The 13922-nt window shown below is 65.5% G+C and carries 20 protein-coding genes and 1 pseudogene; 9 read left to right on the plus strand and 12 right to left on the minus strand.

All coding sequences use genetic code 11. The annotated features are described in order from the left end of the window. Positions 1-10: 10 nt before the first annotated feature. A complete protein-coding gene (locus AZOLI_RS07570; protein WP_014248016.1) occupies positions 11-562 on the minus strand; it encodes a flagellar basal body-associated FliL family protein in 552 nt (183 codons plus the stop codon). A 529-nt stretch (positions 563-1091) separates the two neighbouring features. On the opposite strand from AZOLI_RS07570, the gene flgF reads away from it, so the two are divergent. The 4 genes from flgF to flgH are packed head-to-tail and all read left to right on the plus strand — an operon-like array spanning position 1092 to position 4243. Further along, entirely contained in the window at positions 1092-1814 is a 723-nt protein-coding gene (gene flgF, locus AZOLI_RS07575; RefSeq protein WP_014248018.1) for a flagellar basal-body rod protein FlgF, read from the plus strand. 31 nt (positions 1815-1845) lie between these two features. Further along, complete coding sequence (gene flgG, locus AZOLI_RS07580) at positions 1846-2631, plus strand: flagellar basal-body rod protein FlgG (RefSeq protein WP_014248019.1); 786 nt, start codon at positions 1846-1848, stop codon at positions 2629-2631. 51 nt (positions 2632-2682) lie between these two features. Next, positions 2683-3465 carry a flagellar basal body P-ring formation chaperone FlgA gene (gene flgA / locus AZOLI_RS07585; protein ID WP_014248020.1) on the plus strand — a complete coding sequence of 261 codons (783 nt, stop codon included), beginning with the start codon at positions 2683-2685 and terminating at the stop codon, positions 3463-3465. A gap of 13 nt (positions 3466-3478) precedes the next feature. Continuing rightward, on the plus strand, positions 3479-4243 hold the full coding sequence (gene flgH, locus AZOLI_RS07590; RefSeq protein WP_014248021.1) for a flagellar basal body L-ring protein FlgH: 765 nt from the start codon (positions 3479-3481) through the stop codon (positions 4241-4243). 442 nt (positions 4244-4685) lie between these two features. Here the strand turns inward: flgH and AZOLI_RS07595 are convergent, their stop codons facing one another. The 6 genes from AZOLI_RS07595 to AZOLI_RS07625 all read right to left on the minus strand — a co-directional run bounded on the left by AZOLI_RS07595 (position 4686) and on the right by AZOLI_RS07625 (position 7701). Further along, positions 4686-5036: a hypothetical protein gene (locus tag AZOLI_RS07595; RefSeq protein ID WP_014248022.1), complete on the minus strand. Its 351-nt coding sequence runs from the start codon at positions 5034-5036 to the stop codon at positions 4686-4688. A gap of 16 nt (positions 5037-5052) precedes the next feature. Further along, positions 5053-5337 carry a hypothetical protein gene (locus tag AZOLI_RS07600; protein ID WP_044549840.1) on the minus strand — a complete coding sequence of 95 codons (285 nt, stop codon included), beginning with the start codon at positions 5335-5337 and terminating at the stop codon, positions 5053-5055. Positions 5338-5399: 62 nt separating this feature from the next. After that, positions 5400-5618, minus strand: a complete 219-nt coding sequence (locus AZOLI_RS07605) for a hypothetical protein (RefSeq protein ID WP_014248023.1) — start codon at positions 5616-5618, stop codon at positions 5400-5402. 23 nt (positions 5619-5641) lie between these two features. Beyond that, positions 5642-6316: a hypothetical protein gene (locus AZOLI_RS07610; protein ID WP_044549843.1), complete on the minus strand. Its 675-nt coding sequence runs from the start codon at positions 6314-6316 to the stop codon at positions 5642-5644. A gap of 490 nt (positions 6317-6806) precedes the next feature. Then, positions 6807-7466, minus strand: coding sequence for an HNH endonuclease (locus tag AZOLI_RS32960; RefSeq protein WP_081505915.1), 660 nt, complete (start codon positions 7464-7466; stop codon positions 6807-6809). 4 nt (positions 7467-7470) lie between these two features. Then, positions 7471-7701, minus strand: a complete 231-nt coding sequence (locus AZOLI_RS07625) for a helix-turn-helix transcriptional regulator (RefSeq protein WP_014248024.1) — start codon at positions 7699-7701, stop codon at positions 7471-7473. 135 nt (positions 7702-7836) lie between these two features. Between AZOLI_RS07625 and AZOLI_RS07630 the strand changes: the two genes are divergently transcribed. From AZOLI_RS07630 to AZOLI_RS32350, 5 genes are all read left to right on the plus strand, one after another. Then, the gene (locus AZOLI_RS07630) at positions 7837-8079 is read left to right on the plus strand and encodes a hypothetical protein (protein WP_014248025.1); all 243 of its coding nucleotides are present in this window, start codon (positions 7837-7839) and stop codon (positions 8077-8079) included. Between the two features lie 92 nt (positions 8080-8171). Then, complete coding sequence (locus AZOLI_RS07635) at positions 8172-9017, plus strand: transporter substrate-binding domain-containing protein (protein ID WP_014248026.1); 846 nt, start codon at positions 8172-8174, stop codon at positions 9015-9017. Positions 9018-9243: 226 nt separating this feature from the next. Beyond that, a complete protein-coding gene (locus AZOLI_RS07640; protein WP_014248027.1) occupies positions 9244-10758 on the plus strand; it encodes a hypothetical protein in 1515 nt (504 codons plus the stop codon). Further along, on the plus strand, positions 10755-11267 hold the full coding sequence (locus AZOLI_RS07645; RefSeq protein WP_014248028.1) for a hypothetical protein: 513 nt from the start codon (positions 10755-10757) through the stop codon (positions 11265-11267). Before AZOLI_RS07640 ends, AZOLI_RS07645 begins: the two co-directional genes overlap by 4 nt. A 372-nt stretch (positions 11268-11639) precedes the next feature. Further along, a complete protein-coding gene (locus AZOLI_RS32350; RefSeq protein ID WP_162488014.1) occupies positions 11640-12002 on the plus strand; it encodes a hypothetical protein in 363 nt (120 codons plus the stop codon). Here the strand turns inward: AZOLI_RS32350 and AZOLI_RS07650 are convergent. From AZOLI_RS07650 to AZOLI_RS07665, 5 genes and pseudogenes are all read right to left on the minus strand, one after another. Continuing rightward, positions 11963-12370, minus strand: coding sequence for a 3TM-type holin (locus tag AZOLI_RS07650; protein WP_014248029.1), 408 nt, complete (start codon positions 12368-12370; stop codon positions 11963-11965). The genes AZOLI_RS32350 and AZOLI_RS07650 overlap by 40 nt on opposite strands. 94 nt (positions 12371-12464) lie before the next feature. Next, positions 12465-12683: a peptidoglycan-binding domain-containing protein gene (locus tag AZOLI_RS33800; protein ID WP_429725897.1), complete on the minus strand. Its 219-nt coding sequence runs from the start codon at positions 12681-12683 to the stop codon at positions 12465-12467. Between the two features lie 18 nt (positions 12684-12701). Further along, positions 12702-13148 (minus strand): annotated as a pseudogene (locus tag AZOLI_RS07655) (lysozyme); the annotation flags it as partial. Positions 13149-13151: 3 nt separating this feature from the next. Further along, positions 13152-13331, minus strand: a complete 180-nt coding sequence (locus AZOLI_RS07660; RefSeq protein ID WP_014248031.1) for a hypothetical protein — start codon at positions 13329-13331, stop codon at positions 13152-13154. Between the two features lie 66 nt (positions 13332-13397). Beyond that, positions 13398-13922 carry a hypothetical protein gene (locus tag AZOLI_RS07665; RefSeq protein ID WP_014248032.1) on the minus strand — a complete coding sequence of 175 codons (525 nt, stop codon included), beginning with the start codon at positions 13920-13922 and terminating at the stop codon, positions 13398-13400.

Here is a 13922-nt window from a genome sequence, read left to right on the forward strand (position 1 = left end):
GACCGGACCCTCACTGGACCAGCATTTCCTTGAACAGCACGTCCTTCACCTTCACCGGATAGGCAGCGGCGGTGATGCGCAGAAGCAGTTCCTGTCGCAGCCGGTACATGCCGGCCGACCCGCGCAAATCCTCCAGCCGCAATTCGCGCAGATAGACCTGGAAGTTGTCGATGATGCGCGGCAGCACATGTTCCACCGCACCGACATCCTCCGGCTTCGACAGCTGGATGGAGATCTTGATCTTCAGGAAGGCCGGACGCTTGTTACCGGTGTTCAGGTTCACCAGCATGTCCGGCAGATCGTAGAAGACCGGGGCCGCATGCGGATCGGGCTTGCCGGGCTCGGCCGCATGCTCGCCTTCCGCCGCGGCATGTTCGCCCTCGGCCGCCTGTTCCTCCTTGCCCAGCAGGCTGTCGAGCAGGCCGGAGAAATAGACGCCGGCACCGGCGCCGATCAGCAGGACCAGGGGAAGGACGACGAACAGGACCAGCTTCTTGCCGCTGAATTTCTTCCGCGGCAGGCCGTCGGTCGAAAGTTCCCCGGCGTCGGTTTCGGCAGCCATGACATCCTGGTTCGTTCGAGGTGCGCAACAGGTGCAGGCATCCGCCGCCCGCCCCACCGTCTGTCCATGCCAAAGCTACTTTTGGGATAGTTAATAACTCCTTTCGAGTGGCTGATGGGACACCCCGGGCGAGCAGGTTTCACCCCGTTGTGGCGGTTTCGGCACGGTTCTTGATTGGGCCTGCCCGGCAGTCCGCCACCGCCCTGCCGCGCAAGGCCCAACCGCGCCCGGACTCCGCCCCCCGGCTGCCCGCCGCCCCCTCGGGATCGCGGGCTTGCCGTCCATCGCCCTGCCGCACCAGCCCTGCGGCGGGAACGGGAGAGTCTTGCCCGGCGGAACCCGGCAAGGAACGCCCGTACCCCGGCAGATTCTGCCCGGCATCCCCTGCCCCATGCGGCGGGATTGCCCCCGGCTTGCCCGGAGTCACGGGATTTCAGGGCTTCGGCGACGTTGGCACGGCACCTGCATTACCCCTTTCGCCGGTCGGACGCAGTCGCCCGATCCGTTCGCAAGGTGAAGAGGCCGCAAGATGGAAAATTCGATCTACGTCGCCCTGTCGCACCAGATGGCCCTGCGGCGCCAGCTGGACGTGACGTCGAACAACATCGCGAACGTCAACACGACCGGCTACAAGAACCAGCGGATGCTGTTCACCGAGTTCCTGGAAAAGCCCGGCCTTCACGAGAAGCTCAGCTTCGTCCAGGACCGCGCGGTGGTGCGCGACCTGTCCAACGGCGCCATGACCCAGACCGGCAATCCGCTGGATCTGGCGCTGACCGGCCAGGGTTACTTCACCGTCGATACGGCCAGCGGCCCCCGCTACACCCGTGCCGGCAATTTCCGCCTGAACGACGAGCGCCAGCTGGTGGATGCCGGAGGCCTGCCGGTCCTGGCCAACAACGGCCAGCCCATCACCATCCCGGCCGGCACCAGCGACGTGAAGGTCAGCGGCGACGGCACCGTCGCCACCGAGCTGGGCCCGGTGGGCAAGCTGAACATCGTCACCTTCAAGAACGAGCAGCTGATGACCGAGGTCGGCAACGGCCTGTACGTCACCGACGAGCAGCCCGAGCCCGCCCCGGCCGAGACCAAAGTGGCACAGGGATTGCTTGAAGGTTCGAACGTGAAGCCAGTGGTCGAGATGACGCAGATGATCGAACTTCAGCGCCAGTACATGTCCGCACAGCGGATGATGGACAACGAACACGAGCGCATCCGCACGATGCTTCAGCGTCTGGGCCGTACGGCCTGACCCCGACCGACGACGAGAGGAGAAGACCACCATGCGCAGCCTCGCCATCGGCGCCACCGGCATGATCGCCCAGCAGCTCAACGTCGAGACGATCTCCAACAACATCGCCAACTCGACCACCACTGGCTACAAGAAGCAGCGGGCGGAATTCCAGGACCTGCTGTACCAGAATTTCCGCCGCATCGGCTCGACCTCGTCGGATGCGGGCACCGTCGTGCCGACCGGCGTGCAGGTGGGTGCCGGCGTGCGCGTCGCCGCGGTGGCCCGCGTGCTGGAACAGGGCAACCTGAACATCACCGACAACAAGCTGGACGTCGCGATCAACGGATCGGGTTACTTCCAGGTGACTCTGCCCAGCGGTGACACCGCCTACACCCGCGCCGGCAATTTCAAGCTGTCGCCGGAAGGCATGATCGTCACCGCCGACGGCTATCCGGTCCAGCCGAACATCACCATCCCGAACAACGCGGTGGACATCTCCATCAACTCGTCGGGCGAGGTGCTGATCAAGCTGGACGGCCAGACCGCCACGCAGAATGTCGGTCAGATCCAGCTCGCCACCTTCGCCAACGCCGCCGGCCTGGAAGCCACCGGCGACAACCTGTTCATGGAATCCGGCGCCTCCGGCCAGGCGGTGACCGGCAACCCCGGCGCCCCCGGCTTCGGCCGCGTCACCCAGGGCGCCCTGGAGACCTCCAACGTCAACGTCGTGCAGGAGATCACCACCCTGATCACCGCACAGCGCGCGTACGAGATGAACTCCAAGGTCATCAAGACCACCGACGAGATGATGCAGCAGGCCAGCCAGATGAAGTAACGCCGGCACCGCCGGCGCCTCGCTTCAGCCTCGAATTCGGGAACCACCGCCATGATCCGCCACCTCGCCACCCGCCGCCTGCCCGCCCTGATCCTCGGCGCCGCCCTGCTGACCGCCCCGGTCGCCGCGCCGGCCGCCACGGCTCCGGGCGCGGGTGCGGCGGCAACCGGTACGACGGCGCCGGTTCCGGACGTCGTCTATGGCATGCCGCATGTGGAGGCGGTGCTGTCGGACGCGCTGTCGCGGATCGTCACCGTCGGCCGGCTCCAGATGGAGCTGGACAGCCGCGCGGTCGAGCTGCGGGCGCCCCAGGGCGCCGGCGGTCTGGCGGTGGAGAATCTCTATTACAGCCCGGTCCAGGGCCGCTTCGCCGCGGAGATCGTGGCAACGGGCAGCCAGGTCCGCCTGCCGGTGTCGGGCCGCGCCTTCGGCGTGGTGCAGATCCCGGTGCTGTCGCGCCGCGTCATCCCCGGCGACATCATCGGCCCGGGCGACATCGACTGGCTGGACGTGCGCGCCGACCAGACCACCAGCGACACCGCCGCCACCGACGCGCAGCTGATCGGCATGACGCCCAGGCGCGGCGTGTCCACCAACCAGCCCGTCCGCCTGCGCGACCTGCAATCGCCGCGCATGGTCGACAAGGGATCCCTGGTGACCATCACCCTGTCGACGCCGTCCATGACGCTGACCACCCAGGGCAAGGCCCTGCAGGACGGCGGCAGGGGCGAGGTCATCCGCGTCGTGAACACCCAATCCAACCGCATCGTCGAAGCGACGGTCGCGGGCCCCAACGTCGTCGCCGTGGCAAAGCCCGGCACCATCGCGCAGTGAGGAGAAAGCTCCAATGTCCGCCACCAAGACCGCCCGTCTGATCCGCTTCGCGATGATCGCCGCCGCCGCCACCTCGCTGACCGCCTGCGGCGCCGCCTCGCGCATCGCCGACATCGGCAAGGCGCCGGAACTGTCGACCATCCAGGACCCGCAGGCCAAGGCCGGCTATCAGCCGATCAGCCTGCCGATGCCGACCCCGCTGCCGACGGAGCGCAACCCGAACTCGCTGTGGCGGAACGGCTCGAAGGCCTTCTTCAAGGACCAGCGCGCCAACAAGGTGGGCGACATCCTGACCATCAACATCTCGATCTCCGACCAGGCCAAGCTGTCGAACGAGAGCAAGCGGTCGCGCGCCAACACCGAAGCGGCCGGAATGCCGAACCTGTTCGGCCTGGAGGGCGACACGCTGAGCCGCGTGCTGCCGTCGGGCGCCTCGGCGTCGAACCTCGTGAACCTGAACAGTTCCACCAACAATGACGGCAAGGGGTCGGTCGACCGCAACGAGCAGATCGAACTGAAGGTGGCGGCGCTGGTGACCCAGACCTTGCCCAACGGCAATCTCGTCATCCAGGGCCGTCAGGAGGTCCGCGTCAATTACGAGCTGCGCGACCTGCAGATCCACGGCGTGATCCGCCCCGAGGACATCACCGCCCAGAACACCATCAGCTACGAAAAGATCGCCGAGGCCCGCATCTCCTACGGCGGCCGCGGCCAGATCACCGACGTCCAGCAGCCGCGCTATGGCCAGCAGCTGTACGACATCATCATGCCGTTCTGAGGACGTTTCGCGAACTGAGCGACGGAAATCGCAGAAGAAACAAGGCCATAGCGGGAGAAATCCCCCTATGGCCGTGTTGCATGCCGTTTCATGACGAAACCCAGCAAATCCGCCGTTTTCCGATCATTCCCGAAAACTCCATGCAACACGGACGCAACACGGGCCGGCCGATTGTTCGCGCCCTGTTCCCGTGGGAAATTGCTGCCGCCCGGTGGGTTGTGCCGGGCCGATGTTGCCGGGGCGCATTGTCGACATGGATCAGGCCGGCGGCACAGCAAGCCGGCCCTGTACCGCTTCTGTCGGCTCGGCTATCCCGCCAACACGCCCGGCCGGATCACGATCATTAACCGCGCTGGGCTGGCGCGCGAGTGGGGGGCTGAGTTCAGGCGCAAGAAAGCCCGCCGGCCGGGTGGCGGCGGGCCATGGTGGGGTATGGATAGCTTTAGGCCTTCAGCAGAGCGATGATCAGGCCGGCGACCGCAACGATACCCGCATTTATCGCCAGCATGGTCCCGCCTATCGACCACAGCGTAGGGACCTGCCGAAGCTGGCCCTCGATGCCAGTCAAGCGCCCTTTCATCTCCGCGAGATCCTCCCGAACCTTCGGCATGCCGTCAGCGATCTGCTTGATTGATGGCACGAGCTCGCGAAGGGCCTTGTCGATGCCCTGAACCGTCTCTTCGAGCTTTGCAACGCGCTGTTCCATACCAGGATCATGGGGGCCACCCCCGCCGCCGTCAAGCGGGAGGGCGTCCAACCCGCGCGCCCTGCGGCGCCCTTCGGTCTCCGCCATCCGGCGCTCCCACCTTTCAAGTGGTTGCGTCATTTTTTCCCCCAATAGCTCTCGCGATTTTCTCAATATTCCCGACTACATTGTAAGCGCGCTCAACCTCATCCCTGTCTGCTTCTATCAGTTTTTCTATTCTGCCCATGAATTCCACTAAGCCTTTATCTGTCTCTTTCTCTTTAGCCAGCATCAACATGAATTCCGCGAACATCGTAAGCGCATCAATCTTGTTGATACTTCTCTCGGCAAGTGCACTGAGCGCAAGTACCGCCTCAGACAACAACTTTTCTTTTTCCATATCTGCCATAATAGGCTTCTTTCGCATATTGACCCGGTGGATGATGGTAGGCCCTGCTTGCCGTATTCTCCTTACCCGTCCCCCAGCCTGTTCATCACCCGCTCCAGCACGTCGGCAATCGTGCCTACCGTCTCCGGCGGCGCACCCGGCCGCTCGGAAGCAAGCCGCGTCCTCCCGCCCATTGCCTGACGCAGCGCTCCGGCCGGATCGTCAGCCATCATCACGCGCTCCAGGATCAGCTGCTCGACCAGCAGTTCGAGCGCGGCCACGCGGGCGGGGAGGTTGGTCATGGGGAGGTTGCCCGCCGCGAGGGTCAGCGTTTGAATGGTACGGAGCCCATCACCTGCTTGGAGCCGGCATCGTAGACGATGGCGCACTCCGGGGTAAATTTCAGGGCCTCAACCTTCGTGGCCGATTCGATTGGGAGGCTGATGGTCGCCCCCTGATAAGCCTCCCCGGTAACAACGAATGGCGGCAAAAGGCGACCGGCCATCATCACGTACATGCTGTTCTTGGCAACCATTGCATCTCGCGGGGCCATGGCCTTCGTTATCGCTGAAAATTCAGATGGCCAACCGCTCAGGGCCTTGCCGGGAACGAGGACGCCAGTATCCATCGTGGCAATCTTGATCACGTTCTTCTTCACGCCGAACGCATTGGAACCGACATAGGTTGAGGAGCCGACGCGCTTTGAAGAAGTCGGGATATACCCCTCTGCCCCGAGCGCCCACTTCGAAGGCAACAGCCCTATATACCGGGAGACGGTTGAGCCGATTGTGATCTGCCCCTTGTCAGCATCGTACGACATGCTGCTGGGCCGGAGCGGGAAGGCGAGGATAACGCGCTCCTGATCGGTTGTTGCTCTTGCCTTTGCGGCGATCTTCTCCAGGGCGGGCGTGAATTTCCCCTCATACTCGGCCGTCGTTTCGAACTCACCTTTCTTCCGTGCGAGCGGCCGCAGGGCTGCCAACAGGTCGTCGACCTTCATCGCCTTCGCCGGCCCCAGAGCCGCTGCCTCCTCACAAGACAAGCCGCGCTGAGGTTGAGCGGCTGTTGGCGTGGCCAATGGCGGAATTGCCGCCGACGTAGTCGCAATCGAAGAGTCAGCAGCCCCTTGCGGTACCGGCGTATCGCCTTTGGAGCAGTTGGCGCCATGGACCGTATAGATGATTCCTGTTAGGCCAGAACGGCATGTTGCAGCCCCACCGACATTGGAAGCGGCTGCTCCTGAATAGAATGCCTGGTTCGCTGCACCACGCGGCGATTGGCAAGCGCTCAGCGCCACTGCCGTTAGGCCCAATCCAACCGTCCAGGCACACTGCATCCCCGCCCCCTATCCCATGGCGAGAGCCGGAGCGGCTCAGCGCAACCAACATTATGAAGGGGCAATAGCCGGGAGTCGATATCGGGAAGAAACTGTGGCGAAAGAGCGCGGGCTGGACCGGAAGTGAGCTTGGTGCGTTCATTCTCCACCACGCTCATTCGGACGAGGCTCCGGCGGACGGGACAACTTGGCGAAGGCGCACACCAGGCGCGCCGTGATTCAGAAGCTCCAGGCCTGCATCCATCAGCGCGCGTTCAACCTTCCGCAGCGTCTCCGCATTTGCCTTGATCGGACCGTCACCTGCCTCCATTCGCCGGATGGTGTTGATCGCAACTCCAGCCGCATCGGCAAGCTGCTGTTGCTCCCATCCGATCAATGCGCGCGCCGCCTTCATCTGGCGGCTTAACGTGAGCGACATTCCTGTCCGCTGATGCTCTGACCTAAGCGAAAGTATTTCGGGTGCTGGCTTAGCAATGAACCTGGAATGCGCGCGCTTCGGTGCTGCATTCGCTATCAGTTGCTCTACCAGCGACTTCTTCGTAATGGCACGAGCAACAAGGATACCAAGATAGGTCTCTGGCAAGAGAAGAGCGCGTTTCTTTCCATTACACGCCGCACATGCCAATGTCAGATTTACCAGATCATTTTCACCACCAGCAGAAACCGGGATTATGTGATCGACGTGATTTGAATTTTCATCTCCACAATACTGACATTTCCCGGCATATGCTTTGATAATGGCATTCCTTACAATTGAAGGAATGGGCTGACGCGGCCCAAACTCGATTCGGTTCGCGTTGTCCTCTCCGTCCATGGGCTCACCCCTTGATCTTACGCAAGCGAACCCCCGGCTCACCACCGTTGAAAAACTCAATGCCCACCGCCTCCAGCGCCTGCTGAATGGAGTTCATGGTGCTGACCCGAGGATCGGTTGCACCACGCTCTATGTTGGCAAGGGCGGTTTCGGAGATGCCGGCGGCGGCAGCCAGATCGGATTGCTTCCAATCGAGAAGCACGCGGGCGGCTTTGATATGTTTCGGCGTTATCATAGGGGCATCCTAGCGCATACGGCCCCCAGGCACAACGGCGGTGAAGTTTATCTTCACTTCCCGCTTGACCGCCTCGAAAATGAAGTTTAACTTCACTTTCGGAAAGTCCATCAACTCTTATGAAAGGAGCATCTCGTGAAAGCCCGAGTCGTACCGGCCGCGCAACTTGCTCCACCCACCCTCGCCGACGACATCCTGCAAGGTGCCGACAGCATCGCGAAGTTCATGGGCGTCACGCGTCGGCAGGCTTACCATTTCGTCGCCGATGGCCGCATCCCGACCTTCAGGATCGGCGCCATCATCTGCGCGCGGAAGTCCACCATCCTGAATTGGATCGCCGATCAAGAGCGTCACGCCACCAGTTCCGCCATCGGCTGACCGCCGCCTGACGCTGCCCACACCAATGACCAGCCACCACGCAACGCGCCGTCCGGCGTGAACGCCCCTGCCTTGCCTGGAGGATCCAGCCCATGAGCCGCCTCGCCCTGATCGCCACCGCCGCGGCCGTCGCCGCCACCATCGCCGCCGGCGCCGCCTCCTTCGCCAACCAGCAGCCGGAGCCTGAGCCGGTGCTGCGGATCGCCACCGAGGGCGCCTTCGCCCCGTGGAACGCTACCACCGCCGACGGTAAGCTTGTTGGCTTCGAGGTTGACCTTGCGCAAGACCTCTGCCGCCGGATGCGGGTCCGCTGCGCCATCGTCGCCGAGGACTGGACCGGCATCCTGCCCGGCCTGCAGCAGGGCCGGTATGACGCTGTCATGGCGGGTGTCACGGCCACCGCCGAACGCGCCGCCGTGGTCGACTTCAGCGCCGCCTATGCCGCCGACCCCGCCGTGTTCGCGGTGCGGCCGGGCTCCGAGCTGGCCGGCGCGCTGCCTGACGTGGCGCACGCAGACCTCTCCGCCCCGGCCGGTCAGCGCATCGTCGGCAGCGCCGCGCGCGTCCTGGACGGGAAGGTGATCGCCGTGCAGGCCTCGACCATCCACGCCCACATGCTCGAGACGCTGTTCCCCCGCGCCCGGGTGCGCTTCTACGAGACGGTGGATGCTGCCGCCCTGGACCTCGCCGCCGGCCGCGTCGACGCGATGCTGACCGCCCTGACATCCATCGAGGCCCTGCGCGCCGCCGGCGGGAACCTGATCCCGGCCGGCCCCGCCTTCAGCGGCGGTGCGTTGGGCGGTGGCGTGGCTGTCGCCGTCCGCAAGGGCGACCAGCTGTCCGCCCACTTCACCCAGGCCATCGCCAGCGCCGCCGAGGACGGCACCACCGCGCGCCTGTCCGGCCGCTGGTTCGGCGCCGACCTGTCGGCAAAATAGGTGCCATCCGCCAATCCCCCACTCTTCGATGGAATGCCCGAGTGCGAGCGACAATCCATCAGGCGTTGGACAAGCTCTCAACTGGCATTGAGGAGAAATCCTTTCAGTAAACGTACTATTTAGGAACTCAACGCACCTCTGTGTTCAGCGGTTTTATTGGGAACGCGCACCGGCTCTCACACCCCGGTCGTCGACTTTCCTGCATCGCTCAATCATGGAGGCAGCTATGCCCGACACCCATCTCGTCATGCCCCGCACCCTGTCGGCTCCCTACGCCGAGTTGCTGGAGGCAGAAACGCCCCAAACTATGACGGCGAGCGATGCACCCCCGAACGGCACGGCTGCAGCAGCAGTTGCGTTCGCGCGGCTCCTCGCGTCCGGAGATCACGCAATGCAGCCGGAAACCACCACCGATAAGCCTGCGGCCAATGCGCCAGCCAGAGATACCGCGCATCCCCCGCATAGTCTGCGCGCCATGCTGCTGGGCAGCAGCACCCTTCCGGCACTCGGCATGACGATTGCCGAGGCCAGCCAGAAGACTGCGGAGCTGCTGGCGGAGAACGACGGACCCGCCCCGCTGAACGACGAGCAGGCCGACGCCCTCGCCGCCCGGTGGAGCGCGTTGGAGAACGCCGTCATACGCGCCGCGGCGGCGCTCTGCCGGGCCGTACGGCAGATGCTCAGTGTGACCAACGACGCCGAGGTGCTCGGGGTGTTCGTTCTGTCCCTCCGTCGCCACGCGCAGATGCTTGAGGCGAACATAAAGCGGTCTCAGTCGTTGATCGTCGGGCCTGACCTTTCCGTTCCTGAAGCTGGAGAAGAGGCGCCACAGGACACCCTTGCCAGCCTCTATGTACGGTGGGTCCAAGCGCGCGCTCGTTACCTTGATGAAGGGCTGTCCGAAGAAGACCACGAAGCCGCGGAAGCGGCTCTCGACGAACTCGAAGACCGGCTGGAACTGGAACCGGTGCAGCATCTTAGTGGCGCCATTGTAAAGCTGGGCTATTTTCTCAAGAGATCGAACGATCTGCTTGATGATGAGCTTCTGCCGAATATCGACGAGAGCAGCTCACGTCCATGGCCGCGCCTGCTTTTCCTGATCGAGGGCGGTGCCGACCAACTGCCCGCCAATATGCGGGAACCGTTCCGGGCGATGGTCACGGGGCTGCGGCAGCTGATGCAGCGGCATGTGAAGTTGGCGGAGGAGGCTGAACGAAGGGAGGAAGTCTATCAACTCCCCGAGGAGATTTCCCGAGCCATGCAGGCCGTATGCACGCGCAACAGGGCAGCGAGTGCGGATGAGGAGGTTCGGGCGCCTGATCTGGCACAGGGGCAGCGCGATGAAGCACTCAGGCGCTTCTGTGCGCTGAAGCCGGAACGGCGGGAAGCGTTCCTGTCGTTCATGCGCTTCTTGCCCGTTTCGTCCCATCTGCACAGCGCCATGCTGGACTTTGCTCGCGAGCATGGAATGACCTGGGAATACCGCCAATGGATGGAGGACCATCTCGCCGACATCCCGGCCGAACAAGGCGGTGCCAACGATCAGCACCAGGACGCCGACGCCTTCGCCGATACGGTCGCCGCCTTCGAGGCCGAGGCGCCCGCCACTCTGGCCCTGCCGCTGGAGCCGACCGGCCGCATGGTCGACGCCGGGGCCAGCGCCGCCGGCATCACCCCGGAGCAGTTCCAGGCCGCCTATGCCGCCGCGGTGGAGGCCCTGAAGCTGGAGCGCGCGGCATGACCATCCTCGCCTTCCCCACTCAGGACCGGGGCGCCCAGCGCCCCGCCGTCCCGCCGGAGACAACCATCGTCCGGCTGACGCTCGCCGAGGCGACGGACTGGCAGCGCAACATCGTGGCGGAGTGCCGGCGCCAGCGCGTGCTGACGCCCTCCCTGCCCGCCTTCCTGAAGCGCGCCGGTCTGATGGACCGCTGCACCTTCCTGTCCAGCGCCGGCCCGGCCGAACCTCTGTGCTTCCGGCACCTGGGGGTGCCGACCCTGTCGGTTCTCGGCCGCGCCTGGGGCCGGGCCGTCATCAACCAACCCGACGAAGCGGATCCCCATGTCGAGTTCGCGCACAGCATCGGGGCGCAGTATGCCGAGAGCATCGGCGCCGGCGAGGCGGTCTTCAACCGGGTGACGGTCTCGGGCGTCGGCCGGCCCTTCGTCTACACCCACGCCCTCTATGGGTGGGAGGACCGGGGCCGCCGCGCCGTCCTGTCTGCCGTCAACATCCAGACCCTGCATTGAGCGCGCCCGCGCCGCGTCCCGCAGGTCGAGCAGCACCGCCGGCCAGCTCCACCGCATGAAGTGGAGCGGCAGCCGCCCGACGCCCGCCTGCTGGTAGAGCACCGCGGGCAGGTGCTCCAACAGCGCCCGGCCGGCGCAGCGGCGCACCCACACCGGCACAGATTCCGGATCGACCAGCCCGACCACCCACCGCGGCGACCAGCGATCCAGTGCCACCAGCCGCGCTACGGCACCCAGCAGGTGGAACAACCCCCTGCCCCGCCAGTCCGGCCGGTTCCAGCCAGCGACGATCCACGCCACCGCCCCGCGCGTCTCATGTGCAGCCGGCGAGGCACAGAACCCGAACTCTTCCGACGGAGCAGCACCAGGATCATGGAACGCCGTCAGGTCACCGACTCGGGCGCCGAAGCTGACCGCCGAGCAGTCGAGCAGCACCACACCATGGGTGGCGACGAACTCGCCGTCAGCATCGACCGCAGCCACCCAGAAGGACGGTGCCGCCGCCGGCCGGGGAAGGAGGGGGAACCAATCGCCGCGGTGCCGGGCGTTCAGCCGCTGCAGCGCCTCCCATTCCTCAACCAGCACCAGGGTAACGCCGGCCGCCAGCCCGGCCGCGCACAGGGCATCTCGCGCCGCGCGCAGCACCGGCCCGTGCGGGCTCCCTTGCAGGGGCATCGTCTCGACAAGCCGCCGCATCACCGCGTTACCCCTTTCACCTTCTCGAAGGTGCGGTAAGCCCCGATGCCCAGCATCGGCACCAGAAGCCCCATCAGCGTATCCGTGTCGATCTGGGGCATGGGCGTGCCCGGCGACCAGATCGACAGGCCCCAGCCCATAAGCGGATAGCCGACGGTCTGGACCAGAAGGCCGAGGACGCAGACCCAGCCGACGGCCGGGCGCCAGCCGCTGACGAACAGGCTGGGATTGGCGGCCTCGGCGGTGTTGACGGCGAGCTGCGCCGTGTCGCCGGTCTGGAGCAGGGCGACGAGTTGGGCATTCGCCGACGCGGCGGCCTTCGCCTTGGCGTCCGGGTCGGGGATCTTGTCGATCAGGTCGGCGATGACGGGGGTCAGGGCGGTGATGAGGGGGATGGCTACGGCCATGAGATGCCTCCTTCAGGACATGAAAAAAGCCCGCAGCCGGGATGGCGCGGGCGGTCAGAAGCTCAATCACTGGGAGTCGGTCAAACCGGAAAGGTCACAGCCCCATCTTCGCGCGGGTCAGCGGCCCGACGATTCCATCCGGCTCCAGATTGTGCAGGAACTGCCACTTCTTCACTGCCAGGGTGGTAGCCGGCCCGAACGCGCCGTCAGCCTTTGCGCCGACGATCCGCTGGATCGCGCGCACCTCGTCGTCTTCGGCGCCGGCCGGCGCGTTGCCCATCTGCGGCATGGGGTGGGGCTGTTCGGACGGCATGGTCGCGGCGGCGCCGGAGAACAGCGCCGCCTCGGCCGCGCGACGGGCGACGAGGCCCGGCAGTCGGGTCGGCTTGCCGTTCACCGTGGCGTTGACCCAGCGGCCGAACTGGCCTGCGGCCTCGTCATAGTTGCCGGCGTTCAGCAGCTTCAGCAGGGTGGAACTGCCCAGGCTGCCAGCCCCCAGGTTGAAGACGAAGGAGGACAGGGCGCCGCGCTGATTGTCGTTCAGCGGCACTTTGACCAGGGCGTCGACGCGGGCGAGCGCGTCGGACAGGTCGTCCAGGAGCAGCTGCTCAGCCTGATCGGCGGTGATGGTCTGGCCCATCTTCACCCCGGCCGTGTGGCCGTAGCCGATGGTGGGAACGCCCGCCGGGCAGAGATAGGCTTTGAGATACAGACCTTCGAAATGCTTCACGAGGTCGACCGCGGCTTGGCAGACCGGCTTGGTGGTGATCGTCACCATGGTTCAGGTCCTTCTGGTGGTGGACTCGGCCGGCTGACCGAGCCGGAGGAACCCGCCGCAGATCGCGCGGCGGGCGTTGCAAAACAGGTGGGCGAGCAGCAGGAGGGCGGCGTCACGGTCGCCGCCACAGGCGGCCAGCGCCTGCTGCACCTCCTGCTCTGCGGGGGATGAGCTGTCGGGCATGGCGTGCTCCGGACATGAAAAAGGCCGCGCGAGGCGGCCGGTCGGGTGGAGTCTTGTCGCGTGGGGTCAGGGCGTTGGGTACGCCGCGCTATCCCGCGCCGCCTGGATCGCCTCCACCGTGCCGGCAGCGGCGATGGCCTCATTGACCCGCTCGCGCTCGCACTCGATCAGTCGGCCGACGGACTCCCAAGCGGCGGTTACGGCATCCCATTCAGTCAGTACCTGGGCGACCGTCACGGCGCGCCGCTCCGCGCGGTCGCCAGCCCACGGATAGGCGTCTGCGGCGGCGTCGGCAGGGCGCCCCGCATCGACCCAGCGACCCACCTCCGCCTGTTTGGCGGCGTAGGTGGTCGCTTGGCCAGGCACCGCGGTCAGATAGGCCTCACGCGCACGGCCGGCTGCCTCGTTGTTGGCAGTGACTGCTAAGGCTCGGGCGGCAGCCAGGGCGGCGGCGATCTCCTCGGGCGGGATCGGCTCCACGCCCCACACCCGGACGATCCGGTCATTGTCCGGGTCCGGCGTGTCGACGTAGGTGGTGGCCTGACGGTGGGTGCTTGCGTCGAATGACGGCACAGTTTCGAAGATGTCCAT

Origin of the sequence: Azospirillum lipoferum 4B, assembly GCF_000283655.1 — a bacterium.
Lineage (GTDB): Bacteria > Pseudomonadota > Alphaproteobacteria > Azospirillales > Azospirillaceae > Azospirillum > Azospirillum lipoferum_C.